Raw genomic sequence first — 25,287 nt, forward strand, 5'->3', positions numbered from 1 at the left:
GCCGTCCGAACTGTCACGAACGGCGGCCCACCGTCACTTCCTCTTGGAGTCCCCCCGCCATGCAGAACACCCCTGTTTCGTCGTTGGTCGGGGAAGAGTACGAGGTCGAGGTCGGTCCGGTGGCCCACGGCGGGCACTGCATCGCCCGCACCGAGGCGGGCCGCGTCCTCTTCGTCCGCCACGCGCTGCCCGGCGAGAAGGTCGTCGCCCGCGTCACCGAGGGCGAGGAGACCTCCCGCTTCCTGCGCGCCGACGCGATCACGATCCTCGAACCCTCCAAGGACCGCGTCGAGGCCCCCTGCCCCTTCGCCGGCCCCGGCAAGTGCGGCGGCTGCGACTGGCAGCACGCCAAGCCCGGCGCCCAGCGCCGCCTCAAGGGCGAGGTCATCGCCGAGCAGCTGCTGCGGCTCGCCGGGCTCACCCCGGAGGAGGCCGGCTGGGACGGCACCGTCATGCCGGCCGAGGGCGACAAGCTGCCGTCGGGCGAGGTCCCGCAGTGGCGCACCCGCGTCCAGTACGCGATCGACGCCGAGGGCCACGCGGGCCTGCGCAAGCACCGCTCGCACGAGGTCGAGATCATCGACCACTGCATGATCGCCGCCCAGGGCGTCTCGGAGCTCGGCATCGAGAAGCGCACCTGGGAGGGCATGGCCTCGGTCGAGGCCATCGCCGCCTCCGGCTCCGGCGACCGTCAGGTGATCCTGACCCCGAAGCCCGGCGGCCGCCTCCCCCTGGTCGAACTGGACAAGCCGGTCTCCGTCCTCCGCGTCGACGAGAAGGACGGCGGAGTCCACCGCGTCCACGGCCGCGCCTTCGTCCGCGAGCGCGCCGACGAGCGCACCCACCGCGTCGGCAGCGGCGGCTTCTGGCAGGTCCACCCGAAGGCCGCCGACACCCTGATGAAGGCCGTCATGCAGGGCCTCCTCCCGCGCAAGGGCGACTCCGCCCTCGACCTCTACTGCGGCGTCGGCCTCTTCGCGGGCGCCCTCGCGGACCGCGTCGGCGAGCAGGGCGCGGTCCTCGGCATCGAGTCGGGCAAGCGCGCAGTCGAGGACGCCCGCCACAACCTCGCCGGATTCCCGCGCGTCCGCATCGAGCAGGGCAAGGTCGAGTCCGTCCTCCCGCGCACGGGCATCACGGACGTCGACCTCATCGTCCTGGACCCGCCCCGCGCCGGCGCGGGCAAGCAGACGGTCCACCACCTCGCGGGCCTGGGCGCCCGCCGCATCGCCTACGTCGCCTGCGACCCGGCAGCCCTGGCCCGCGACATCTCCTACTTCGCGGACCGCGGCTACAAGGTCCGCACACTGCGCGCCTTCGACCTGTTCCCGATGACGCACCATGTGGAGTGCGTGGCGATCCTGGAGCCGGTGAAGAAGGACGCCTGACCTGCGGTTTTGTGCGTGCGCATTATGTGCGGTGTGGGCGGTACGGGCGATATCTTGACGCTGAAATGACGCTCGTGACGCTCATTTGACGCTCGTTCTAATGGGGTGTCAGGTGCGTGTTCTTGCAGGTGGCGGTGCATGGGGTGCCGCCTGCCAGTGCCCCTTCTTTGCCTTCTCTTGGTGAAGTTATGCCGGTTATGGCCTGGTTTGGGGCTCAGTAGGGGTGAGGTCCTTGAGGGCTTCGGTGGTCGAGGAAGGGCTCTAGATCTGCGCTGCTGGGCTGTGGCGGTGTGGGTAGTTTCGGTGCCCAGGTGGAGTCCGTGAGCTGTTGAAGGTGGGCGTCTGCGAACGCGAGCCACGTCTCCATCTCGGTTCTCTTCTGTCCGGGGGCAGTGAGGTGGCGTGCTCGCGTACGGCTATCACGTATCGGCCAGACGCTTGGCCTGGTGCCAGGCGTCTGACTGTTCTTCGAGGTGCTTTACGCGATAGGCGTGGGTGTATGCGGCGTGGGCTTTGTGCACGGCGCTTTCCCATTTCTGCTGTGCTGCCTCCTGGGCTTGCTCGTCTGCGCGGCGGTTGCGTTCCGCGGCCTCGCCACGGACAAGGTCCAGTGGCACAAGCCCACCAAGGGCTGGCTGATGACGGTGTCGCTGTCCACCGAGCACAAGGTGCGGGTTGCAGAAAGGGAAGCCGAGCTCGAAGCGGCGCGCGCGGCGAACCGGCCGCTGACGCGCGCCCTCAACTGCAGGGAATGAAGGACCCAGGCTCGGCCTTGGCGAATCCGGCCGACGACCCGCCTGCTGGTGGTGCGCGACCTGCGAGGCCGGCGCCGATTCCTCAGCCGAGCGGGCTCAGGAAGGTGAGGAGGGACTCCTTCTCCTGTATCAGGGGCTGGAGCGCCGCGTTGAACGGCGGGCCGTAGGGGGCCGCCAAGTGGGTCTGGAAGGCGGCCTCGCTCGCATACACCTCAAAGATCCAGTACGCCAAGGGGTTGGATTTCTTCGTGTACACCTCGAAGGCGAGGTTGCCGGGCTCCTCGCGGACGCGGGCTGCGTAGTCCTGGACCAGCTCGGCGACACGTTCCTCGTTTCCGGGGCGCACGGTGAACTCGGCCAGCAGCGACTTCTTGTTCATGATTTTGACTCCTGTTCTGTCGCCGGTGGTGCCGGCAGGGCGGAACGGTGTGGAGGCGGTCGGTTGAGGAGCGGTGTCCGCCTCCACACCGTCAGGGGGGCTGGGCAGATGGTCAGCTGCGGTATGACCGCATCTGCCAGACGTTGGCGCTGTCCAGGCGGGCAGAGCCGCCTTCGGCGAAGAGCTGGATGCCGTCGCTGTCCGGGCTGGGGAAGATCTGGTCCGTGATCACGGCCTCGCCTTGGCCGCCGAACACCTCGACCGAGGACCAGTCGACCAGGATCCGGAGTTCGACCTTGCCGTTCTTGGCTGTCAGCGGTGCGCGCTGGATGCCGGGGAAGTCGCGGTGGAAGTCCACTGCGCCCGAACGCGTCCGGTCGACGTAGAGCTCCTGGGTCTCCCTGTCGTAGCCGATGACGGTTTCCTGACCCTGCCCCGTGCGCACCTTGAACCCGAAACGCTTGGCGTCGCTGAGGGTGAACGTGGCCCGGATGTCGAGTGCTTTGCCGTCGGCCCGGCCCGCGGCCAGCGGCATGGAACCGGCCGCGATTCTGGTGCTGCGCACGCTGGTCAGGGGTCCGTGAAGCGATGCCACGGTGGACACGGGCTGTTGCGTTAGCCGGATCCGGCCGTTCACCGTGCGCAGAGCCATCTCTCGCGGGATGCTCTGTGCGCCCCGCCAGGGTGAGGTCGGGGTGTTGTTGCCGTATTGCCAGTTGTTCATCCAGCCGATCATGCGGCGCTTGCCGTCCGGGCTGTCCTCCCAGGAGACGGCGGCGTAGTAGTCCTTGCCGTAGTCGACCCAGTCGGCTCGCTGCAGGTTGGAGCGGGCCGACTGGTCGGCGGCGACGAAGTGGTCGGCCATGACATGGCCCCAGCCGGCCGTGTTCATGTCGACGATCTGGATGGTGGCCTGCTTGCCCTGGTGGGCGCGGAGGTCGAAGGAGGCCCAGTCCAGGGTTCCGCTGTCCGCGCCGGTCGCGCTGTGGACGACCTTGCCGTCGATGAGGAGGTTGACCGTGGTCTCTGTCGAGCGGGGCCGTGCGGGGGTGTCGGACAGCATGACCTGGTCGAGCAGGATGTGTCCCCAGCCGCCGGTGTTCTGGTCGACGACCTCGATGCGCGCGGTCCGGCCGGCGAGGTCGCCCAGGTCCCAGGAGACCCAGTTGAGGGATTCGGAGTCGGCGCCGGTGGCACTGCGTACCGTCTTGCCGTCGACGATGAGCCGGACGGCGGTGGGCGCGTCAGCTCCGGAGGGGTGGTTGCCGCCGCCGACAAGGAGGTTGAGGTGCTTGGCGGTGATGGTGAACTCGGGCGAGGTGAGGGTGCCCGTGGTTGCGTCGCCGTTCAGGAACGTGTTCACCAGGCTGGTGCCCGTGTGTCCGGACACGGGGTTCTGTCCGGGGAGGGTGCCGTGTGCGGGGCTGGTGCCGAAGGCGGTGCCGGTGGTGGTCCAGGATCCGTAGGAGTCCTGCTCGAAGTCGGCGAGGACCTCGCCCGCGGGGGCGGGGAAGTCGCCCATCACGGAGCCGGGGACGTAAGGGTGACGGCCGCCGCCGATCTTGAAGTTGAGGTACGGGGCGTTGACGGTGAAGGGGGCGGAGGTGAGGGTGCCGGTCTCGGAGTCGCCGCCGCGGAGGCTGTCGACGAGTCCCTTGCCCTCGAAGCCGTTCGTGCCCGAGGGGTCGGGCGCCGGCGCGGGGATCGGCCCGCTGCCGAAGGCGGTGCCGGTCGTCTGCCAGGTGCCGTAGTCGGCTCCCTCGAAGTCCTGCATCACCACTCCGGCCGGAGGCGTGTAGGAGCCGTCGTCGTCGGGCGTGAACTTCGTGCCGTCGAAGTCGCCCACGAAGTACTGGGCGGCTGAACCGCCGGCGATTCCACCGGGGTTGATGTTGACGACGAGGGCCCACTTGGTGCGCTGGGGGTCACCGTCGACGGGAAGCGGGAACAAGTCCGGGCATTCCCAGACGCCGCCCACCGCGCCCTGGGGGCCGAAGTCGCTCAGGTGCGTCCAGGTCTTGAGGTCCTTGGAGGAGTAGAACCGGACCTTGCGTTCGGTGGACAGCGACACCGTCATCAGCCAGCTTTTGGTGGGTGCATACCACTGGACCTTGGGGTCGCGGAACTCCTTCGACCCGATGTCGAGCACGGGGTTCCCGGCATACTTCGTCCAGGTACGGCCGCGGTCGGTGCTGTACGCGAGGGACTGGGCCTGCTTGCCGCTGTCCTTGTAGTGGCTGGTGTAGACGGCCACCATCGCCGGGTTCGTACGGGTTCCGAACCCCGTGGTGTTGTTGCGGTCGACGACGGCACTGCCGGAGAAGACCATCTCCCGGTCGTCGTGGGGGATGGCGAGGGGCAGCTCCTGCCAGCGCACCAGGTCCTTGCTGACGGCGTGCCCCCAGGACATGTTGCCCCAGGTGCTGCCGCTCGGGTTGTACTGGTAGAAGAGGTGGTACTCGCCCTGGTACCAGACCAGTCCGTTGGGGTCGTTCAACCAGTCCTTCGCGGGGCTGAAGTGGAACTGCGGGCGGTACGTCTCCGTGTACGGCCGGCTGTCTTCCGCCACCGCCTGGGGGGCGACGGCGGTGACGGTAAGGGCGCATGCCGCTACCGCGGTGGCGACGAGGCGCCGCGGGACACGGCGGAGTGCGGGGGCTCGGCTCATGGTTTCTCCTGCACTGTGGGCGTCGTCGTGCCCGCGTCCGCTGGTATGGGACGACGCCGGGGGATTCGCAGTGCCGGGCGGTGGGGGACAGCCCGGAAGGAGTGTCATCGATGACATGTGTCAGCGATGACACCCAGTGCGCAGTGATGATGTGCGTGCTCCGGGCCGCGCGTCAATGGCTTGGTTCGAGTTCGTTCAGGCCGCCGATTCAGCCGGCGAGGTGCCCGGCCACGGGTGACGGCTGGGGCAACTGGCTGGCCCACGGCGGGTTCGGCCCGACGACCCCGCAGGTCAGCGCCGCCACCCGGGCGGCGAAAGCGCAGGCGTCGAAGACGTCGTCGACCCGCAGATCCGTCAGTCGCCCGCCGAGGCGCCCCTTGGCCCCGAGATGGTGCAGGAAGCCCGCGGTGAAGGAGTCGCCCGCGCCGACGGTGTCGACCACAGCGGTCGAAGGTGTGGGTATGGCGGTGCGCACGCCGTTCAGCGACGCGACCGCGCCGCGTTCCCCTCGGGTGATCACGACGAGCGGGACACCCGCCGCGTGCCAGGTGTCGCAGGCGCGTTCGATCGTGTACTCGGGCAGCAGAAGTTCCAGGTCGTCCTCGCTCAGGCGGAGGATGTCCGCGATCGCACACCAGCGCGGCAGGCGTTCCCGGTAGACCTCGGGCGCCACGAGCAGCGGCCGGACGTTCGGGTCGATGGAGATCGTGGCCGTGGCGGAGGCGCGGGCGAGGAAGTCCTCCACGACCGTGCCGCCGGGCTCGCGCACCAGAGCCAGGGAGCCCGAGTGCACGCAGGCCGTGGAGGTCAGGTCCACGGCCGCGAGTTCATCGGCCGTCCACTGCCAGTCCGCGGTGCCCTGGGCGTGGAAGGAGTACGCGGCCCGGCCCTGAGCGTCCAGCTCGGCGACGGCCAGCGTGCTGGGCTCGGGCGCGTGTATCGCGGCCGTGAGGTCGACACCCGAGGCTTCCAGGTGCCCGCGGAACAGGCGCCCGAAGACATCGTCGGACAGCCGCGCCAGGAAGCGGGCGGGCGTGCCCAGACGGGCGAGCGCCACAGCGGTGTTCGCCGGACCGCCGCCCGGCAGGACCCGCAGGGAAAGCTCGCCCGGAACGGGTGCGGGGGCGGTGAAGGCGTCCGCGACGCATTCTCCAAGGACGGTGACCAGAGGCAGGCGCATGGCTCGTTCTCTCCAGGTGGGCAGCGCGGGAAGGCTGCGTTTTCTAGGGGCCTTGAGGAAGCTCACGGAGAGCGGCGCTCTCGGCGTGAGGCGGTGCGGGCGGGCAGCGTTGCCGAGTTGTGACGGCGGGAAGGCATTGACGTTTCCGGGTGATGGAGTTCATCATCCTCCGCAAGCGGTGTCAACGATGACATCGGTCAACGATGACACCGCTCCGGTGCGTTCGCCAGCAGCAGTTCCCTTGCTCTGCAGCACCTGGATCCACGGCCGTTCCGCCCTCGTCCAGCAGGAGATCAGTCATGCTTCGCAGAAGCCGCAGCGCCTTCGCTTCCATCGGATTCACCGCTCTCGCCGCCGTCTCGGCGCTGACCCTGACGGCCTGCGGCTCCGGCGCGCAGGGCGGGTCCGGCGGCAACGGGGTCAAGGTCGGGCTGATCACCAAGACGGACACGAACCCGTTCTTCGTGAAGATGAAGGAGGGCGCCGAGCAGGCCGCGAAGGACAACGGCGTCGAACTCGTCAGCGCGGCCGGAAAGTTCGACGGCGACAACGCGGGCCAGGTCACCGCCATCGAGAACATGGTCAACTCCGGGGTCAAGGGCATCCTCATCACGCCCAACGACTCCAAGGCGATCGTCCCCGCCCTCGAGAAGGCACGCGCCAAGGGCGTCCTGGTCATCGCGCTCGACAGCCCGACCGACCCGCAGGACGCCACCGACGCCCTGTTCGCCACCGACAACGTCAAGGCGGGCGAGCTCATCGGCCAGTACGCCAAGGCGGCCATGGCCGGCAAGGAGGCGAAGATCGCCACGCTGGACCTCGCGCCCGGCGTCGCGGTGGGCGTGCAGCGCCACCAGGGCTTCCTCAAGGGCTTCGGCGTCGCGGAGGGCGACCCGTCGATCGTGTGCATGCAGGACACCGGCGGCGACCAGGCCAAGGGCCAGACGGCAATGGAGAACTGCCTCCAGAAGTCCGCGGACATCAACGTCGTCTACACGATCAACGAGCCGGCCGCACTGGGCGCCTACACCGCGCTCAAGGCCAAGGGCTTGGAGAAGAAGGTGCTCGTCGTCTCCGTCGACGGCGGCTGCACCGGCACGAAGGCCGTCAAGGAAGGCAAGATCGCGGCGACCTCGCAGCAGTACCCGCTCCAGATGGCATCCCAGGGCGTCAAGGCGGTCGCCGACTTCGCCAAGAACGGCAAGAAGGCATCCGGCTACACCGACACCGGCGTCACGCTCGTCACCGACGCCGCCAAGACGGGGGTCGACTCCAAGGACACCGCCTACGGCCTGGAGAAGTGCTGGGGCTGAGCCCGGCATCGGGGTGTGCCTGCGGTCGTACAGGCCGCTCCTGCGGCCGAACAGCCCGAACCAGGTCTCCCCGTCCGTAAGGCCGGGCTACCCGCACCCTTCGCGGCGTGCCCCGGCGAACAGCCCTCCGCCAACCCTCTGACGAACCCCGCTCCGCCGATCATCGACCACCGGCAAGGACCCTCATGACTGCCACACCCCTGCCCTACGAACAGCTGAAAGGACCGACCACGGTCCGCCGGCTGCTCACCACGCCGACCACGGGCCCGCTCGTCGCCCTGCTGCTGGCCTGTGTCTTCTTCTCCCTGACGACCGAGCAGTTCCTCTCCGGCGGCAACTTCTCGCTGATCGTCCAGCAGGTCATGGTCGTGGGCACACTGGCCATCGGCCAGACCCTGATCATCCTCACCGCCGGCATCGATCTGTCCTGCGGTGCCGTCATGGCGTTCGGCAGCATCGTCATCGCCAAGACGGCAGCCGAAAGCGGCCTGCCCCCGCTTGTCGCGATCGCCCTCGGCCTGGCCGTGTGCGCGGGCTTCGGTCTGGTCAACGGTCTGCTGGTGCAGCTGATCCCGCTTCCCCCGTTCATCGTCACCCTCGGCATGCTGAACGTGGCCTTCGCCCTGACCCACATCTACTCCGCCGAACAGACGATCACCAACCTCCCCGGACCGCTGACCGCCCTCGGTGAGACCTTCCCGCTCGGCAACACCGACATCACCTACGGCTCGCTCGTCACCATCGCCCTGTTCCTGGTCTTCGCCTACGCGCTGAGCAGCACGTCCTGGGGCCGTCACGTGTACGCGCTGGGCAACAGCCCCGAGGCGGCCCGCCTCAACGGCATCCGCACCTCCCGGCTGACGATCGGTCTTTACACCCTGGCCGGAGCCGTCTACGGAATCGCCGCGCTGCTCCTGATCTCCCGTACCGGCGTCGGTGACCCGCAGGCCGGACAGACCGACAACCTCGACAGCATCACCGCCGTCGTCCTCGGCGGAACCAGCCTCTTCGGCGGTCGGGGAGCCGTCCTCGGCACCTTCATCGGCGTCCTCATCGTCGGTGTGTTCCGCAACGGTCTCCAGCTGATGGGCGTCGCCTCCATCTACCAGACCCTGATCACCGGCGTCCTGGTGATCCTCGCCGTGACCGTCGACCAGATCTCCCGGAAGAAGGCACGATGAGCACTTCCGATGTCACACCCGTGCTCCAGGCCCGCGGCCTGGTCAAGCGGTACGGTCATGTCACCGCCATCGACGGCGCCGACTTCGACCTGCTGCCCGGCGAGGTCCTCGCCGTCATCGGCGACAACGGCGCCGGCAAGACGAGCCTGATCAAGGCCCTCACCGGCGCGATCACCCCCGACGAGGGCGAGATCCGGCTGAACGGCGAACCCATCAGGTTCACCGGACCGCAGAGCGCCCGGCAGCACGGCATCGAGACCGTCTACCAGGACCTTGCCGTCGCCGCCTCCATGGACATCGCCTCCAACATGTTCCTCGGACGCGAGCTGCGCCGGCCGGGCCTCCTCGGCAGCGCGCTGCGCATGCTCGACAAGAAGCGCATGCGCCAGGAGGCGGCCGCCCACATGGCCGACCTCAAGATCGGGCTGCGGTCGCTGACCCAGCCGGTGGAAACCCTGTCCGGAGGCCAGCGCCAGGCTGTGGCGGTCGCGCGGTCCGTCGCCTGGGCCAAGAGCGTCGTCGTGATGGACGAGCCCACCGCCGCGCTGGGCGTCAAGGAATCGGGACAGGTCCTCGACCTGATCCGCCGAGTCCGCGACAAGGGCATGCCCGTGGTCCTGATCAGCCACAACATGCCGCATGTCTTCGAGATCGCCGACCGCATCCACATCCACCGGCTCGGCCGGCGCGAAGCCCTGATCAAGCCTTCCGACTTTTCGATGGCGGAGGTCGTCGCCATCATGACGGGGGCGCTCAGGGTGAGCGACGATGGAGGTACGGTCGTTGCCGACGCGGATGCTGCCGAGGCGGCAGGCGTGTCCGCCCACTGAGTCACCGCGGGGGCAACGCCGCGTAGAACGCAGGGTCGCCGCATAGACAGGACAGCGGGCCCGGCCCTCGGCAGGGGTCGGGCCCGACGAACGCACAAGAACGGTGGTACATGGCCGCTAACCGTCGCCCCACACTGGCCGATGTCGCCAAGGAAGTGGGCGTCAGCGCCAAGACGGTGTCCCGGGTCCTCAACGAGGACGGGCCGAGTTCTCCGCAGACCCGTGAGCGTGTGCTCGCCGCGGTCGCGAAGCTCGGCTTCCAGCCGAACCTGATGGCCCGCAACATTCGGGTCGGAGGCCCCGACACCACCGTCGGCCTGGTCGTACCGGACCTGGGCAACCCCTTCTTCGGAACCGTCGCCAGCGGCATAGAAGACGTCGTGCGCAGCCGCGGGCTCACTCTGCTCATGGGCTCGTCAGCTGAAGACCCGGACCGCGAGAAGGCATTGATCCAGACCTTTCTCGCCCGGCGCGTCAGCGTGCTGATGGTCGTCCCCGCGTTCGGAGCCGACCACAGTCACCTCAAGGCGCCGCGCACGGCAGGGCTGCCGGTGGTCTTCCTCGACCGGCCGGGCGTCGGTCTGTCCGCCGACTGCGTGGTCAGCTCCAACCGGACCGGCGTCCACGAGGGCGTGTCCCACCTCATCGCCCGCGGCCACAGCCGCATCGGCTTCATCGGAGACCTTCCCGCCAAGCTCTACACCCAGCGTGAACGGCTCGCCGGCTACCGCTCGGCGCTCGCCGAGGCCGGACTGCCCTACGACCGGACCCTGGTGACCGGCGCCCACAGCCAGGACGGGGCCGCCTCCGAGACCACAGCACTGCTGAACCTGCCGAATCCGCCCACCGCCATCTTCGCCGGAAACAACATGATGGCCCTCGGCGTCATCGCACAACTCGCCCGTGCACGCCGCAAAGACATCGCCCTGATCACCTTCGACGACCTCCCACTCGCCGAAGCCCTCGAACCGGCACTGACCGTTGTCGCCCAAGACCCCGCGACCATCGGTGAAACAGCGGCCAAGACCGCGCTCGCCCGCCTGGACGGCGCCCACAGCCGCGTCCGGACCATCATGGTCCCCACCCGCCTGGTGATCCGCGGCTCCAGTGAACTGCTCCCGCACGCTGCCAGGCCGACAACGGCCAGGAACTGAGCACCACAACCCTGATACCCCGGGCGCCCTCGTGACCCGCTCGATGCCAGCCCGGTAGAGGCCGCCACCCTGGCCAGCGGGTTCGCAGTCCGTTGCCCTCGCGGGCTGAGAACGGTGCCAGTGGCCCTGCCCCTCGGCTGATGGGCCGAGTACAGGCAGGGGGCGCTGCCCGGCAGTCAATCGAGAGGCATGCCACACGAAGGTCCCTGGCCGGCGACGAGGTTGTGCCGACCAGGAAATGGTGGAGTCGACGGAAGCGCCCGGTGCGGATCAGGCCTTTTCGGCGGTCACGCGAGGGTAGTCCGCGGTGAGCCTGGTGACGTCCTCGACGTCGGAGGTCAGGATGGTGATGCGGCGTGAGGGCGGTGGCGCAGAGCATGGCGTACTTGTGGCCGTGCAGGCCGGTCGCACGCAGCAGGCCGGCGGCGGATTGGGCGAGGGCCTGGGTGACGGGCTCGATCCGCAGCCGGGACAGCGTCCACTTCAGGGCGGCGTCGTTGATCCGGGGGTGGATCACCTCGACGAGCGAGGCCGCCGAAGTGATCACGGGAAGATCGGTGTCGCGGGCGGCGGTGAGCCACTCATGGACCTCACGATCGCGTCGGATGGCCTTGGCCAGGCCCTCGCTGTCCAGGATGAGGGCGCCGCTCACGCAGCCGCCCCGGCGTCGGAGGAGGTGCCGCCGGTGAGTTTGGCTCGCTTGGCGGCGACGGCTTCCGGGGCGGCGGGACGTGGGTCTTGTCGAAGTCGGCGATCAGCTCGTCCAGGTTGTCCCGCTCGATCTGCCGCTACGCGGCCTTCTCCAGGTAAGCGGACACGCCACGCTTGCCGACCCGCTCGCGGATCGCCTGGAGGGTGCCGGCGGTTGGTCAGGCATCGCACATAGAACCCATCGTGCACGTAATGCACATTGATCTTGCGTCCGTTTTGCGTAGCACGCGTCTCTGACCTGCGGTTTTATTTGACCTGTTTTGGCTTACATGTTTGCGATGACCCATCATGTCGAGTGCGTCGCGATCCTTGAGCCTGCCGTTAAGGGCCGCTGACCTGCCGTTTCTCCGAGTGTGCGTTATGGGCGTTACGTGCGCTAGGTGCGATATCTTGACGCATATTCGACGCACGTGACGCACGTTTGACGCACGGACGGCGCAGTTTCTGATGGGTCGTCATGCGTGATTGGCGGCCGTCGGATGGAGCCCCAGCTGTACGCGGTGGGCACCCTTGTACACCGTCTACGCCGAGAACGTCGGCCTCATCGAGATGGCCCGCATCCGCAGCCGCTGGATCACCGCCGTCACCGGCGCAGTCCTGATCGTCCTCGGCTGCCTGCCCGGACTCGGCACCATCGTGGCCTCACTGCCTGATCCAGTCGTCGGCGCCGCCGCACTGGTGATGTTCGCGATGATCACCGCCGTCGGCATCCGCATCCTGAAGAAGGTCGACTTCAACGGCACCCACAACCTGCTGATTCTCGCCGTCTCCCTCGCCGCCGGCATGGTCCCCGTCACCGCCCCCACCATCTACCACCGGCTGCCCGACAGCCTTCAGATCATCCTCGGTAGCGCGATCACCAGCACCGCTGCCTGTGCCTTCGCCCTAAACCTCCTCTTCAATCACACACCCCGCAAAGGCCAACCCTCCCCGGGCCAAGACCCGGTAGCGCACCACCAGCCCTCCACCACCCACCTGTCGGCCACCGAAGCCAGCCTCGCCCCATAGTTCAGAGAAGGGTCTGATGCAGGTTCGGGTGACAGGTTGAGTCACGCGGCCTGGAGGGCTGGCGTGGTCATGACGGTCTCGAATTCGACGGGGGTCATTCGGCCGAGTGCGGCTTGTCGGCGGCGCCGGTGGTAGGTCCGCTCGATCCAGGTCACGATCGCGATCCGCAGTTCCTCTCGGGTGTCCCAGCTTCGGCGGTCGAGGACGTTCTTCTGCAGCAGGCTGAAGAAGGACTCCCAGATCGCGATGCCGAGGGGCACGTACCACCATCAGCCGCGTACGCGTAGCCGCTGGAGGGCGGCAAGGAAGGCGGCCGTGAGGGAGCCGATGAGAACGGCCGCCTTGACGTGCTCGACCTGCGCCTCGACGTGCGCAGCAGAATGGCAGCTGATTGGGCGAGGGTCTGGATGACCGGCTCGACCCGTAGCCGGGACAGCGCTCATTTCAGGGCGGCGCCATTGATCCTGGGGCGAATCACCTCGACGAGCGCCGCGGCAGAGGTGATCACCGGAAGGTCGGCGTCGCAGGCGGTGGTGAGCCACTCGTGGACTTCGCGATCGCGCCGGACGGCCCTGGCCAGGCCCTCTAGGGCGAGGGCGCCGCTCACCGGCGGCCGCGGGTTTGGAGGTAGGGCCGCCGGTGAGACGGCGAGATCCCTATCGGCGGCGGGTCCTGGTTCCTCCGTGAGGGGCGCGGGTGTGCGTCACGGGGGCGCACCTAGTGCCCGTAGCGCCTGTAATGCACATTGATCTCGAGTCCGATTTGCCTCGGATGAGCTCCTGGCCTGCGGCTTTCTTTGACGTGTTTTCGCTTTGATGTGTTTCGTGATGACGCACCACGTGGAGTGCGTGGCGATCCTGGAGCCGGTGAAGAAGGACGCCTGACCCGGGGTCCTCGGCCGTGTCTTCCGGTGTGGCCCGGAGGCGCGGCCGGTCGGCAAATCGGGCTACCGCAGGACAAATCGTTCCTTAGCGAATAAGTTCGGGCATCATGAGGCGGGCCGATGTCGGTGCCGCGGCGTCCGAGCGCTTCGACGAGGAACGACATGGCCCAAGCCGACACCCATGGCGACACCGGAGCGGGGCCGACGGCGCCGACCGCGAAACTCACTCTGCTGACGCTCACCGCGATGGTCGTCGGCTCCATGGTGGGTGCTGGCGTGTTCTCGCTCCCGCGGCGTTTCGCGCAGGAGACCGGTGTCGCGGGGGCGCTGATCGCCTGGTCGGTGGCGGGTCTGGGCATGCTGATGCTCGCCTTCGTCTTCCAGACCCTCGCCGTGCGCCGGCCCGACCTGGACGCGGGCGTCTACGCGTACGCCAAGGCGGGCTTCGGGGAGTACCTGGGCTTCTTCTCCGCCTTCGGGTACTGGGCGAGCGCGTGCGTCGGCAACGTGACGTACTGGGTGCTCATCATGTCGACGATCGGCGCGATCGCACCCGCCCTCGGTGACGGGGACACGGCACTCGCCATCATCCTGTCGTCCGCCGGACTGTGGGGCTTCTTCCTCCTCATCCGCCGGGGCGTGAAGGAGGCGACGGCGATCAACAGGATCGTGACCGTCGCCAAACTCGTCCCCATCATCGTCTTCGTCATCCTGGCGCTCTTCTGCTTCAAGCCGTCCGTGTTCGCCGACAACTTCGGCGGCGCGGACTACGCCGGCTCTCTCTTCAACCAGGTCCGCGGCACGATGCTGGCCACCGTGTTCGTCTTCCTCGGAGTGGAGGGAGCCAGCGTCTACTCCCGGCACGCCAAGCGTCGGGAGGACGTGGGGCGGGCGACCCTGCTCGGATTCCTCAGCGTCTTCGCGATCTTCGCCTCGGTCACCATCGTGTCGTACGGAATCCTGCCCATGAGCGAGATCGCCGAGCTTCGCCAGCCCTCCATGGCCGGCGTCCTGGAGGCGGCGGTCGGCACCTGGGGCAGTGTCTTCGTGAGCGTCGGCCTCATCGTCTCCGTCCTCGGCGCCTACCTGGCCTGGTCCCTCATGGCGGCGGAGGTCCTGTTCGTCGCCGCCAAGGACGAGGACATGCCCCGCTTCCTCGGCCGGTCGAGCGGGGACGACGTACCCGTCCCGGCTCTGCTCATGACGACGGCTCTCAGTCAGGTCGTCCTGGTCGTCACGGCCTTCTCCGACGACGCGTTCAGCTTCGCCCTCGACCTGACCAGCTCCCTGAGCCTGATCCCGTTCCTGCTGGCCGCGGCCTTCGCCGCGAAGATCGCCCTGCGGCCCCGACAGGAGAGAGTCCAGGGGCGGAGCACCCGGCGGGAACTCGTCGTCGGCATCCTCGCGACCCTCTACACGGCGTTCCTCCTCTTCGCGGCCGGGCTCAAGTTCGTCCTCGTCTCCTTCATCATCTACGCCCCGGCCACCTTCCTGTTCGTCAAGGCCCGCCGGGAACAGAACCGGCGCCTGTTCTCCCCGAAGGAGGCCCTCATCTGCGCCGTCTCCGTCGTGGGGGCCGTCGTCGGCATCGTCGCCCTGGCCGTCGGCTGGATCGAACTGTGACCCGGTGGGCCCTCGCCCGTCCCGCACGTCGAGCCTCTCGTACCCGCCGCTTCACCGGAAAGGCTGCTCATGACTCTCCCCGAGACCGGTACCGGTACCAGTACCGGTGATGGTGCCGTGCCCCTCGGCGTTCACTCCGAGGTCGGACGGCTGCGCAAGGTGCTCGTCTGCTCCCCGGGACTCGCCCACCGCCGGCTCACCCCGACCAACTCCGACGATCTGCTCTTCGACGACGTCATGTGGGTGGAGAACGCCCAGCGCGACCATGCCGACTTCGTCAACAAGCTCACCCAGCGCGGCGTCGAGGTCGTCGAACTGCACCAGCTCCTGGCGGAGACCATGGCCGTCCCCGAGGCGAGGGACTGGCTCCTCGACCGGAAGATCGTTCCCAACGAGGTCGGGCTCGGACTGGTCGACGACACCCGCGCCTACCTCGAATCCCTCGCCCCGCGCGAGCTCGCCGAGTTCCTCATCGGCGGTCTGTCCACCGCCGACCTGCCGGAGGACTTCCGCTCCGGATACGTGTCGCTCGCCAGGGAGGGCGTCGGCGCACGGGAGTACCTGATGCCCCCGCTGCCCAACACCCTCTACACCCGCGACACCACCTGCTGGCTGTACGGGGGAGTCACGCTCAACCCGCTGTACTGGCCCGCCCGGCACGGCGAGACCCTCCTGATGAAGGCGGTCTACGCCTTCCACCCGGACTACAGGAGCGCGACCGTGTGGTGGGGCGACCCCGAACAGGGCTGGGGCCAGGCCACGTTCGAGGGCGGCGACATCATGCCCGTCGGCAACGGCGTCGTCCTCATGGGCATGAGCGAGCGCACCTCCCGCCAGGCCATCACCCAGGTCGCCCGGGCCCTCTTCGACAGCGGCGCGGCCGAGCACGTCGTCGTCGCCGGCATGCCGAAGCTCCGCTCCGCCATGCACCTCGACACCGTCTTCACCTTCGCGGACCGCGACATCGTCACCCTCTACCCGAAGATCATGGACGCGGTGCACACCTTCTCCCTGCGCCCTTCCGACAAGGCGCCGGGCGTCGAGATCACCGACGAGGGCAGCGCCGCGTTCGTGGACGTGGTGGCCAAGTCCCTCGGCCTGCCCCAGCTACGGGTGATCGGGACGGGCGGTGACGTCTACGCCTCGGAGCGGCAGCAGTGGGACAGCGGCAACAACGCCGTCGCCCTGGAGCCCGGCGTCGTCTTCACGTACGACCGCAACACCCAGACGAACACGCTGTTGCGCAAGGCGGGCGTCGAGGTCATCACCATCGTCGGCGCCGAGCTGGGGCGCGGCCGCGGCGGCGGCCACTGCATGACCTGCCCCCTGGTCCGCGACCCGGTGGTGTTCTGACGTTCGCTTGTGTTCGGAGGTCGTGCTCCGACACGCACGAAGCGGCCGGGTCCCGGTGGACGGGACCCGGCCGCTTCGTCGGTTCAGGCAGCGGCTTCGGGGCCCGCCAGCTGCTCCGCGAGCTCCCGCTCGCTCTCTTCGGAGAGCGAGGTCTTGAGCACCTCGCCGCCGAAGGGCCCCATCGCGGCGGCGAACCGGTCCTCCGTGACCTTCTTGGCCATGATCACGACGGCGGACGTGCCGGGCCGGAGCAGTTCCTGGACGTTCTTGCGGAACTTGTTGTCGACCCCCATCTGCTGGAGCTTGCCGATCAGGCCTCCGGCGGCCGCACCCACGACGCCGATCCCCGGGGTGAGGATGAGGATGCCGAAGACCATGCCCCACAGGGCGCCGGCGGTCGCCGACATGGCGATCTCCTCGGTTCTGGCCGGTGTGTCCACATGGGTCTTGCCGTCCTCGTCGACCGACACGACGGCGAGGCCGGACAGTTCGACCACGTGATCCTTGGTCAGCCGCTGTACCTCGGCGAACGCCTTGTCGGCGACGGCGCGGTCCTCGTAGCCGAGGACGATGAGTTCGGACATGCGGATCTCCTTGTGAGGGGCTGTCAGTACCGCTGGGCCTTGGTCAACCTCGCCGTGAGGACGGGCTCGGGCGGCTGCCGGCTGATGACCAGGGGTTGTCTGCGCTCGCCGGGGGCGAGATCCTCCTCGCCGACGAACTGGGTTTCGACGACCGTGCCCGCCGCGTCGACGAAGTCGACCTGGACGGCGTACGAGGCGGTGTCCTGCGTCTTGTTGGTGATGTTGACGATGGCGGTCGTGACGCCGCCGGTACCCGTTCGGGGTTTGCCGGTCACAGCCACCTCGGACAGGGCATTCCCGCGGCCCTGTACGTCCTGCAACTCCTCCTCGGCCACGCGGCGCGAGCGCTCGATCTCGGCTCCGATCGACGCCTTGCGTGACGCCTCTCTGGCGGAGGCGGACGCGGCGGCCGTCGAGGCGGACGCACGGGCGGATTCGATCGCCTCGGAAGCCGAGGAGGCGAGTGCGGAGGGTGGCGCTCCGCTGAAGGATTCGGTGATGGGCGGGCTCGGGCGTTCGCTGAAGGTCGGTCCGCTCGTATCGTCGCCGCCGCCGTCGCAGGCGACGACGGCCGTCGCGCCGAAGGCGACGAGGACGACGGCCGCGGCCGCGGTCACGGCGCGGGAACGGACCGGACGGCCGAGCCGATCGGGTGAGGGATTCACAGTCGCGTCTTCTCGGTAGGAGGTGTCAGGGGACGGGCAGTCGTGCCCAGGCCGGCCGTCTCGTGACCGGACCTTTCAAGAGCCGGTCAGTACCGCAGTACACCGGCGATGTGCCCTTGTCCGGCCAGCGCGTCGTCGGGTACGAAGCGGATCTCGGCCCCCCTCTCCAAGGCCTGCTCGACGATCTCGTCGACCATGTCGTCCCGCGCCCCGGGCTGGCCGGCGTCCGCGGGTTCCAGGTGGCCCCCCTCCTCCCTTACGACGGTCCGGTAGTGCTCCTCGACGGCCAGCAGCCGCACCCGCCCCTCCTGCACGGCCTGCCACACCTCGTCGAGTCCGCCCGCGAACTCCCGCCGGCCGCGTGCCGCTTCCAGCTCGGCGGCGATCGTGGCCGTCGAGGCCGCCTCGCGCGCCGTGCGCACCGGCTCCACGGCCTCGGCGACAGCACCGGCCGGGCCGTCGGCGAGCCCTCCGTGCTGGATCGAGACGGCGCCCGGGCCCAGTGGGCCGAGCTCCTCCAGGAGCGAGAGCGCGGCGGCAGAGCCGAGCACGTACAGCGGGCGGGGCGTGCGGGCGAGGACGGCACGCAGCTTGTCGTGACCCTCGCGCAGGAACCGGCGGGTGGCCTCGTCCTGGAACGTGCTGGGCAGGTCCCCGATGCGTTGCTTGCGCTCCGCGTCCGGGTCCTCAAGGCTCCGCTCGAGCGGGAATCCGTCCCCGGAGTACTCGGCGGCCTGCTCGGGGCTGCCGTCCCACAGAGAGATCCGGTCGGCGGCCACCGCGAGTGCCCAGTACGGCTGCTCGGCGGCCTGCGCCGCCACGAGGTTGCGGGTGAGGAAGGTATCGGAGAGGACCACGCGTTCGGGTACGGCACGAGCCACCGACCACACGTGGTGCTCGCCCTGGGCCACGAAGATCACCAGGCCGTCCTGCGCGTGGGTCGGATCGAGCTCGGCGACGGCTCGCCTCAGCCGGTCGACGATCTCCCCGCGCCGCTCGCGCGGCACGTCCGGGTCGTTCTCCAGCGCCTTCTCCGCCTGGGCCACGAGGTTGCGCAGACGCACGGCGTCCTGTGCCTTCTCCGGCTCGCGTCGGTGGGTCGGCATCAGCACGGAGAGGGCGGGATAGGGCCGGGGACGGCGCAGTTCGGCGAGCTGGTCCGAGGTGAGCAGGGGTTCCATCGGATGCCTTCCTGGGGGGTGAGGGCGGGTGGGGCGAGGGGCGAGGGGGGCGAGTGGCGGGTGGGGAGTGGAGGGAGGGGCGAGTGGGCCGAGTGGCCGGTCGGCCGAGTGCGGGACGGGGTCGGGGTACGCCCGTGGGAGCTCGTACGGGGCCGATGCGGGCCGGGGGTGCGGGCTCGATGCGGGGGCGCGGGGCCGGTGCGGCCGTGCCGCGCTAGCGCGGGCCGGCGAGCTGTTCGGCGAGTTCCTTCTCGTCCTCGTCGCTGAGCGAGGTCTTGAGGACGGTGCCGCCGTGCTGCTGCATCGCCGTCGTGAACTTGTCGTCGGTGACCTTGGAAGCCATGATCACCACCGCGGCGGATCCGGGCTTCAGCAGATTCCCCACCTGCTGACGGAACCGGTCGTCGATGCCGAACCTGCTCAGCCTGCCCACGAGGCCGCCGATCGCGGCGCCGGTCAGGAGACCGACCCCGGGGACGAGGAACAGCAGGCCGAAGATCGCGCCCCACACGGCTCCGGTGGTCGTGGAGGTGCCCACGACTCGGCTGTCCGAGTCGACGTGGGTCCGTCCGTCCTCGTCGACCTCGACGACCGCGAGACCGTTGAGGTGCACGACGTAGTCCCGTTGGAGTTCCCGTACCGTCTCGAACGCCCTGTCCGCCACGTCGGTGTCGTCGTAGCCGATGACGATGAGCTCGCCCAACTTCAGCCTCCTCGGTCCGGCGCCCTCCCGACGGTCCGCTACTGGGCGATTCCGCCCCAAAGGGCACACATAGACGAGCTTGACCCGATATGCGGGAGGGCGCGACTCGATCCGACGGGGACCTCGCGCACGCCGGACCCTCGCCCGCCCAGGCTCGTGTGGTCCATCAGAGGGACAGGGCGCCCGGGTTCCCTCGCTTACGCGCGGCCCACCGGATCCTGGTCCTGGGCCTGGTCCTTGAGGTCCTCCGGGGGCGCCGGAGGCGGAGGCACCGCTGCCGGGAGCGGGCCCGAGGGGGTGCGGCGGCCGGTGATCCAGCCGGCCAGGGGTTCGGTGTAGCGGGCGGTGAGCGGTCCGATCACCACGAGGATCAGCACGTACGCGGTGGCGAGCGGGCCCAGGTCGGGTTCGATGCCGGCGGTGACGGCGAGGCCGGCGATGACGATGGAGAACTCGCCGCGGGCCACGAGCGTGCCGCCGGCCCGCCAGCGCCCCTTGACCCCGACCCCGGCGCGCTTCGCCGCCCAGTACCCCGTCGCGATCTTCGTACCCGCCGTGACCAGCGCGAGAGCGAGAGCCGGCAGCAGGACCGGCGGGATGCTGGCGGGGTCGGTGTGCAGGCCGAAGAAGACGAAGAACACGGCGGCGAACAGGTCGCGCAGCGGGCTGAGCAGTGTGTGCGTGCCCTCCGCCACCTCGCCGGACAGGGCGATGCCCACGAGGAACGCGCCGACGGCCGCGGAGACCTGGAGCTGCTGGGCGATGCCCGCGACGAGCAGCGTCAGCCCGAGGACCACGAGGAGGAGTTTCTCGGGGTCGTCGCTGGAGACGAAGCGGGAGATGAGGCGCCCGTAGCGTACGGCGACGAAGAGGACCGCTCCGGCGACGCCGAGGGCGATGGCCAGGGTCGCGCTGCCGGCGGCGAAGCCGACGCCGGCGAGAAGGGCGGTGACGATCGGCAGGTAGACGGCCATCGCGAGGTCTTCGAGGACCAGGATGCTGAGGATGACCGGGGTCTCGCGGTTACCGACCCGCCCCAGGTCGCCCATCACCTTGGCGATCACCCCGGAGGAGGAGATCCAGGTGACTCCGGCCAGGACGACGGCGGCGACCGGGCCCCAGCCCATGAGCAGGGCGGCGACCGCCCCGGGTACGGCGTTCAGGCCGAAGTCGACGAGACCGGCCGGGTACTGCGTCTTGAGGTTGGAGACCAGATCGGTGGCCGTGTACTCCAGGCCCAGCATCAGCAGCAGAAGGATGACGCCGATCTCGGCGCCGATCGCCACGAACTCCTCGCTCGCGCCCATCGGCAGCAGCCCGCCCGTACCGAACGCGAGACCGGCCAGCAGGTAGAGGGGTATCGGGGAGAACTTGAAGCGGCCGGCGAGCCTGCCCAGCAGGCCCAGGCCGAGAATGATCGCACCGAACTCGATCAGGAAGACAGCGGAATGCACAGGCGATCACTCCCGTCCGAGTATCGCCGCGGCGGCGTCGACACCCTCGCGGGTGCCGATGACGATGAGGGTGTCCCCGCCCGCCAGGCGGAAACCGGGCGTGGGGGAGGGCCGGGCCTCGGCCCGGCGCAGTACCGCCACGATCGAGACGCCGGTCTCCGTACGCATCCGGGTCTCACCCAGCACCCGGCCGTTCCAGTACGAGTGCGCGGACAGCTCGATCCGCTCGGCCACAAGACCGAGGTCGGTGGTGTGCAGCAGGCTCGGGCTGTGGTGCGCGGGCATCAGCGCGTCGATCAGCGAGGTCGTCTCCGCTCCGGTCAGGTGCAGCGACTGGGCGCAGGCGTCCGGGTCGTCGGCCCGGTAGACGTTCACCGTCCGTGTTCCGTCGCGGTGCGCGACCACGGACAGATGGCGGCGCTCGCGGGTGGTGAGGTCGTACTGCACCCCGATGCCCGGCAGTGGTGTGGTGCTCATCCGTGAAGCCGGCACAGCCGTCCCCCCTTGGGTTTGTTCCGTACGAGATGCCGGCGCGGCGAACGTTCGAACACAGGCAGGAGGCGCCGCCCGGCGGGCTCATCGTGCCACTTTCCACGTGTCCGAAATATGGGTGTCGGCACGGATGGACAGCGGCCTTCCGCCGGCGTGAGGATGGGGGTGGAGAAGTGGGCTCCGTCGCAGGTCAGAGCGCAAGTCAGAGCGCAGGTCAGACCGCTGGTCGGTCCGCTGGTCGATCCGAAGGTCAGGTGCATGTGGTCGTGTCGTTGTACTGGCGGATCTTCCTCCTGAACACCGGCGTCCTGGCACTCGCCGTCGCCCTGCTCCTCGGCCCGGTCACGGTCTCCACCCCGGTCCTGTTCGGCGAGGCGCTCGTCCTGCTCGGCGGACTGGTCGCGATGCTGGTCGTCAACGCGGTGCTCCTCAGGGTCGGCCTGGCCCCGCTCGCCCGGCTGAACCGGGCCATGGCCACCGCCGACCTCCTCAAACCCGGAGCCCGCCCGGCCGTCACCGGAGACGGCGAGGTCGCCGCTCTCACCCAGACCTTCAACGCCATGCTCGACCGCCTCGAAGCCGAGCGCGCCACCAGCAGCGGCCGGGTGCTCACCGCCCTGGAGGCCGAACGCCGACGCATCGCCCAGGAGCTCCACGACGAGATCGGCCAGACCCTCACCGCCGTCCTCCTCCAGCTCAAGCACGCCGCCGACCGCGCCCCCGAACCGCTCCGCACCGACCTGCACCAGGCCCAGGAGACCACCCGCGCCAGCCTCGACGAGATCCGCCGTATCGCCCGCCGACTGCGCCCGGGCGTACTGGAGGAACTCGGACTGCACAGCGCCCTGCGCTCCCTGGCCGCCGAGTTCACCACCCCGCGACTGGGCGTCACCGCCCACATCACCCCCGGCCTGCCCCACCTCGACCCGGCCACCGAGCTGGTCCTCTACCGCGTCGCCCAGGAAAGCCTGACGAACGCCGCCCGCCACTCCGGCGCCACGCGCGTCGAGGTGCACCTGCGGTCCCTGCCCGGCGGCGGTACGGGACTGCTCGTCCGTGACGACGGACACGGCCTCGGGGAAGCGCCCGAGGGCGCCGGTATCCGCGGGATGCGCGAGCGCGCGCTGCTGATCGGCGCCGAACTCCTCGTCGGCGCCGGCCCGCACGGCGGCACCCAGGTCCGACTCGACATCACCGACACGACGAAGGCCACGCGATGACCCGGCCCGCCGCGAGGCCGGCCCGCATCCTGCTCGCCGACGACCACACCCTCGTACGCCGCGGTGTACGGCTCATCCTCGACTCCGAACCGGACCTGACCGTGGTCGCCGAGGCCGCCGACGGAGCGGAGGCCGTCGCCCAGGCCCGCAGCCTCGACATCGACCTCGCCGTCCTCGACATCTCCATGCCCCGTCGGACCGGCCTCCAGGCCGCCCGCGAACTCGCCCGCATCCGGCCGGGCCTGCGGATCCTGATGCTGACCATGTACGACAACGAGCAGTACTTCTTCGAGGCCCTGCGCGCCGGAGCCTCCGGCTACGTGCTCAAGTCCGTCGCCGACCGCGACCTCGTCGAGGCCTGCCGCGCCGCGCTGCGCGACGAACCCTTCATCTACCCCGGTGCGGAGACCACCCTCGTCCGCACCTACCTCGACAGAGCCCGCTCCGGCGGCCCGCTCCCTGACCGGCCCATCACCGAGCGCGAGGAGGAGATCCTCAAACTCGTCGCCGAAGGGCACAGCTCCAAGGAGATCGGCGACCTGCTCGTCATCAGCCCCAAGACGGTGGAGCGTCACCGGGCCAACCTGCTGCAGAAGCTCGGCCTGCGCGACCGGCTCGAACTCACCCGCTACGCCATCCGCGTCGGCCTCATCGAGCCCTGACCGCAACTGGCGCGAGCGAAGGGCGAGATGGGTCGTCGGATAATGTGGACGTCCGTCGTGATCTCTGTTGCTGTTGCTGTGCCCGAAAGGTCTACATGTCGATCCCCTCGCTCGACCACTCCGCATCCGCCATCGTCACCCGGCTCCGGACCGCGGGGTGTGTCTTCGCCGAGGACGAGGCAGAGATGATCATGGCCGCGGCTGTTGACGCCGCGGAGCTCGAGAGGATGGTCGAGCGTCGTGTCGTCGGGCTGCCGCTGGAGCACGTCGTCGGTTACGCGGAATTCCGTGGCCTGCGGATCCAGGTCGACGCCGAGGTCTTTGTGCCCCGGCGGCGTACGGAGGCGCTCGTCCAGCAGGCGGCTGAGCTCGCTCCGGCGCGTGCGGTCGTCGTCGACCTGTGCTGCGGCTCCGGTGCGCTGGGTGTCGCGCTCGTCGCGGCCCTGGACGAGGCCGAGCTGCACGCCGCGGACGTCGACCCGGCCGCCGTCCGCTGCGCCCGGCGCAATGTGACTCCGGCCGGCGGCGAGGTCTACGAGGGCGACCTCTTCGCGCCGCTGCCCGTCGGCCTGAAGGGCCGCGTCGACGTCCTGCTGTCCAACGTCCCGTACGTGCCCACAGTGGAGATCGAGCTGCTGCCGGCCGAGGCCCGCGACCACGAGGCGCGCGTGGCGCTCGACGGGGGAGTGGACGGTCTGGAGATCCTGCGGCGCGTCGTCGCCGAGGCCGGCGAGTGGCTGGCCCCGGGCGGCGTCCTGCTGTTCGAGACGAGCGAGCGCCAGGCCGACGAGGCCGTGGCCGCGGTCTCCGCCGCCGGGCTCGTCGCACGGGTGGCCACCGACGACGAGCTGGACGCCACCGTGATCATCGCGAGCCGCCCCGACGCCGTCTGAGAGGGCGCCGTCCGACAGGACGTCGTCCGCAAGGAACCCGTCCGAGAGAACGAGGTCATCCGTGAAGTTACCCGTGGAGAGCGGCAACTCCTCCGATCGCCGGCCGCAGCTCCTCGCCATCAGCGACCTGCACGTCTCCCATGAGGAGAACAGGCGGATCGTCGAAGAGCTCCGCCCTACGTCGGACGGCGACTGGCTGATCGTGGCCGGTGACGTGGGGGAGCTGTCCGAGCAGATCACCTGGGCGCTGCGGACGCTCAGCGAGCGGTTCGCCCAGGTGATCTGGAGCCCGGGCAACCACGAGCTGTGGACGCCGAAGGAGGACCCCGTCCAGCTGCGGGGCGTCGAGCGGTACGAATACCTGGTCGACGTCTGCCGCGGTCTGGGCGTGCTCACCCCCGAGGACCCGTACCCCCTGTGGGAGGGCGACGGCGGCCCGGTCCGTATCGCGCCCCTCTTCCTCCTGTACGACTACACCTTCCGCACGCCGACCGCCGCGAACAAGGCGCAGTCGCTGGAGCAGGCCTACGAGGCGGGGGTGGTGTGCACCGACGAGTTCTTCCTGCACCCCGACCCGTACGCCGGTCGCGAGGACTGGTGCGCGGCCCGGGTGGCCCTCACCGAGCGGCGACTCGCGGAGTGCGACCCCGATGTCCCGCTCGTGCTGGTCAACCACTGGCCCCTGCTCCGCGAACCGACCAGGGTCCTGCGCTACCCGGAGTTCGCCCAGTGGTGCGGGACGGAGCTCACGGCGGACTGGCACCGCCGGTTCAACACCGCCGTGGCCGTCTACGGCCACCTCCACATCCCCCGGACCACGTGGCACGACGGCGTGCGCTTCGAGGAGGTGTCGGTCGGCTATCCGAGGGAGTGGAAGCGCCCCGGCCACCCCAGGAACGTGCCGCGCCCGGTCCTCGTCCCGTGAACGAGTGCGCCTCCCTCTGGGGGGCGCGCCCGTCCGGCCGCACCCCCTAGGGCGGAGAGCCCGCCCGGCCACGGAAGTCACC

The 25,287-nt window shown here is 69.5% G+C and carries 22 protein-coding genes and 4 pseudogenes; 13 read left to right on the forward strand and 13 right to left on the reverse strand.

Annotated elements, in window-relative coordinates; translation table 11 throughout:
• The first annotated feature begins 59 nt into the window (after nt 1-59).
• Entirely contained in the window at nt 60-1,388 is a 1,329-nt protein-coding gene (locus SGA01_RS08765) for a class I SAM-dependent RNA methyltransferase (RefSeq protein WP_055640917.1), read from the forward strand.
• Between the two features lie 473 nt (nt 1,389-1,861).
• Nucleotides 1,862-2,143 (forward strand): glycoside hydrolase family 32 protein, encoded by a 282-nt coding sequence (locus SGA01_RS08775; protein WP_167534045.1) that lies wholly within the window; start codon nt 1,862-1,864, stop codon nt 2,141-2,143.
• Between the two features lie 82 nt (nt 2,144-2,225).
• Here SGA01_RS08775 and SGA01_RS08780 read toward each other — a convergent pair whose 3' ends face one another.
• The 3 genes from SGA01_RS08780 to SGA01_RS08790 form a co-directional block, all read right to left on the reverse strand.
• Nucleotides 2,226-2,522: a putative quinol monooxygenase gene (locus tag SGA01_RS08780; RefSeq protein ID WP_141294970.1), complete on the reverse strand. Its 297-nt coding sequence runs from the start codon at nt 2,520-2,522 to the stop codon at nt 2,226-2,228.
• A gap of 112 nt (nt 2,523-2,634) precedes the next feature.
• Nucleotides 2,635-5,190, reverse strand: coding sequence for a GH32 C-terminal domain-containing protein (locus SGA01_RS08785; protein WP_229917977.1), 2,556 nt, complete (start codon nt 5,188-5,190; stop codon nt 2,635-2,637).
• Nucleotides 5,191-5,398: 208 nt separating this feature from the next.
• Nucleotides 5,399-6,370 (reverse strand): carbohydrate kinase family protein, encoded by a 972-nt coding sequence (locus tag SGA01_RS08790; protein WP_141294974.1) that lies wholly within the window; start codon nt 6,368-6,370, stop codon nt 5,399-5,401.
• 299 nt (nt 6,371-6,669) lie between these two features.
• Here SGA01_RS08790 and SGA01_RS08795 point away from each other — a divergent pair, with 299 nt between their 5' ends.
• The 4 genes from SGA01_RS08795 to SGA01_RS08810 all read left to right on the forward strand — a co-directional run bounded on the left by SGA01_RS08795 (nt 6,670) and on the right by SGA01_RS08810 (nt 10,848).
• Complete coding sequence (locus tag SGA01_RS08795; protein ID WP_141294976.1) at nt 6,670-7,683, forward strand: sugar ABC transporter substrate-binding protein; 1,014 nt, start codon at nt 6,670-6,672, stop codon at nt 7,681-7,683.
• Between the two features lie 185 nt (nt 7,684-7,868).
• Nucleotides 7,869-8,864 (forward strand): ABC transporter permease, encoded by a 996-nt coding sequence (locus SGA01_RS08800; protein ID WP_141294978.1) that lies wholly within the window; start codon nt 7,869-7,871, stop codon nt 8,862-8,864.
• Entirely contained in the window at nt 8,861-9,694 is an 834-nt protein-coding gene (locus SGA01_RS08805) for an ATP-binding cassette domain-containing protein (RefSeq protein ID WP_141294980.1), read from the forward strand. The genes SGA01_RS08800 and SGA01_RS08805 overlap by 4 nt, the downstream gene beginning before the upstream one ends.
• Nucleotides 9,695-9,804: 110 nt before the next feature.
• Complete coding sequence (locus tag SGA01_RS08810; RefSeq protein ID WP_141294982.1) at nt 9,805-10,848, forward strand: LacI family DNA-binding transcriptional regulator; 1,044 nt, start codon at nt 9,805-9,807, stop codon at nt 10,846-10,848.
• 270 nt (nt 10,849-11,118) lie between these two features.
• Here SGA01_RS08810 and SGA01_RS41815 read toward each other — a convergent pair.
• Nucleotides 11,119-11,500: pseudogene (locus tag SGA01_RS41815) on the reverse strand (DNA-binding protein).
• Nucleotides 11,497-11,714, reverse strand: a pseudogene (locus SGA01_RS41820) (hypothetical protein); the annotation flags it as partial. The pseudogenes SGA01_RS41815 and SGA01_RS41820, both read right to left, overlap by 4 nt.
• A 355-nt stretch (nt 11,715-12,069) precedes the next feature.
• Between SGA01_RS41820 and SGA01_RS08825 the strand changes: the two are divergent.
• Nucleotides 12,070-12,567, forward strand: coding sequence for a solute carrier family 23 protein (locus tag SGA01_RS08825; RefSeq protein WP_141294984.1), 498 nt, complete (start codon nt 12,070-12,072; stop codon nt 12,565-12,567).
• 41 nt (nt 12,568-12,608) lie between these two features.
• Here the strand turns inward: SGA01_RS08825 and SGA01_RS08830 are convergent.
• Together SGA01_RS08830 and SGA01_RS08835 are read right to left on the reverse strand one after the other, a co-directional pair.
• Nucleotides 12,609-12,812, reverse strand: a pseudogene (locus tag SGA01_RS08830) (IS3 family transposase); the annotation flags it as partial.
• A 119-nt stretch (nt 12,813-12,931) separates the two neighbouring features.
• Nucleotides 12,932-13,174 (reverse strand): annotated as a pseudogene (locus SGA01_RS08835) (DNA-binding protein); the annotation flags it as partial.
• A 438-nt stretch (nt 13,175-13,612) separates the two neighbouring features.
• On the opposite strand from SGA01_RS08835, the gene SGA01_RS08840 reads away from it, so the two are divergent.
• Complete coding sequence (locus SGA01_RS08840; protein ID WP_141294986.1) at nt 13,613-15,073, forward strand: basic amino acid/polyamine antiporter; 1,461 nt, start codon at nt 13,613-13,615, stop codon at nt 15,071-15,073.
• Nucleotides 15,074-15,142: 69 nt separating this feature from the next.
• Nucleotides 15,143-16,426, forward strand: a complete 1,284-nt coding sequence (locus SGA01_RS08845) for an arginine deiminase (RefSeq protein ID WP_141294988.1) — start codon at nt 15,143-15,145, stop codon at nt 16,424-16,426.
• 83 nt (nt 16,427-16,509) lie between these two features.
• Here the strand turns inward: SGA01_RS08845 and SGA01_RS08850 are convergent, their stop codons facing one another.
• From SGA01_RS08850 to SGA01_RS08875, 6 genes are all read right to left on the reverse strand, one after another.
• The gene (locus SGA01_RS08850; protein WP_141294990.1) at nt 16,510-17,010 is read right to left on the reverse strand and encodes a DUF1269 domain-containing protein; all 501 of its coding nucleotides are present in this window, start codon (nt 17,008-17,010) and stop codon (nt 16,510-16,512) included.
• Between the two features lie 23 nt (nt 17,011-17,033).
• Nucleotides 17,034-17,627 (reverse strand): hypothetical protein, encoded by a 594-nt coding sequence (locus SGA01_RS08855; RefSeq protein WP_229917981.1) that lies wholly within the window; start codon nt 17,625-17,627, stop codon nt 17,034-17,036.
• Between the two features lie 134 nt (nt 17,628-17,761).
• Complete coding sequence (locus tag SGA01_RS08860) at nt 17,762-18,856, reverse strand: baeRF3 domain-containing protein (RefSeq protein ID WP_141294994.1); 1,095 nt, start codon at nt 18,854-18,856, stop codon at nt 17,762-17,764.
• Nucleotides 18,857-19,070: 214 nt separating this feature from the next.
• Nucleotides 19,071-19,559: a DUF1269 domain-containing protein gene (locus tag SGA01_RS08865; RefSeq protein WP_141294996.1), complete on the reverse strand. Its 489-nt coding sequence runs from the start codon at nt 19,557-19,559 to the stop codon at nt 19,071-19,073.
• A gap of 197 nt (nt 19,560-19,756) precedes the next feature.
• On the reverse strand, nt 19,757-21,013 hold the full coding sequence (locus SGA01_RS08870) for a cation:proton antiporter (RefSeq protein ID WP_141294998.1): 1,257 nt from the start codon (nt 21,011-21,013) through the stop codon (nt 19,757-19,759).
• A gap of 6 nt (nt 21,014-21,019) precedes the next feature.
• On the reverse strand, nt 21,020-21,490 hold the full coding sequence (locus SGA01_RS08875) for a cation:proton antiporter regulatory subunit (RefSeq protein WP_141295000.1): 471 nt from the start codon (nt 21,488-21,490) through the stop codon (nt 21,020-21,022).
• 281 nt (nt 21,491-21,771) lie between these two features.
• On the opposite strand from SGA01_RS08875, the gene SGA01_RS08880 reads away from it, so the two are divergent.
• From SGA01_RS08880 to SGA01_RS08895, 4 genes are all read left to right on the forward strand, one after another.
• Nucleotides 21,772-22,725 carry a sensor histidine kinase gene (locus SGA01_RS08880; RefSeq protein WP_141295002.1) on the forward strand — a complete coding sequence of 318 codons (954 nt, stop codon included), beginning with the start codon at nt 21,772-21,774 and terminating at the stop codon, nt 22,723-22,725.
• Nucleotides 22,722-23,387: a response regulator transcription factor gene (locus tag SGA01_RS08885; protein WP_141295004.1), complete on the forward strand. Its 666-nt coding sequence runs from the start codon at nt 22,722-22,724 to the stop codon at nt 23,385-23,387. The genes SGA01_RS08880 and SGA01_RS08885 overlap by 4 nt, the downstream gene beginning before the upstream one ends.
• Before the next feature lie 95 nt (nt 23,388-23,482).
• Nucleotides 23,483-24,280 (forward strand): putative protein N(5)-glutamine methyltransferase, encoded by a 798-nt coding sequence (locus tag SGA01_RS08890; protein ID WP_141295006.1) that lies wholly within the window; start codon nt 23,483-23,485, stop codon nt 24,278-24,280.
• Nucleotides 24,281-24,341: 61 nt separating this feature from the next.
• Nucleotides 24,342-25,205 carry a metallophosphoesterase family protein gene (locus SGA01_RS08895; protein ID WP_141295008.1) on the forward strand — a complete coding sequence of 288 codons (864 nt, stop codon included), beginning with the start codon at nt 24,342-24,344 and terminating at the stop codon, nt 25,203-25,205.
• Nucleotides 25,206-25,287 lie beyond the last annotated feature (82 nt).

The organism is Streptomyces gardneri (assembly GCF_006539185.1).
GTDB lineage: Bacteria > Actinomycetota > Actinomycetes > Streptomycetales > Streptomycetaceae > Streptomyces > Streptomyces gardneri.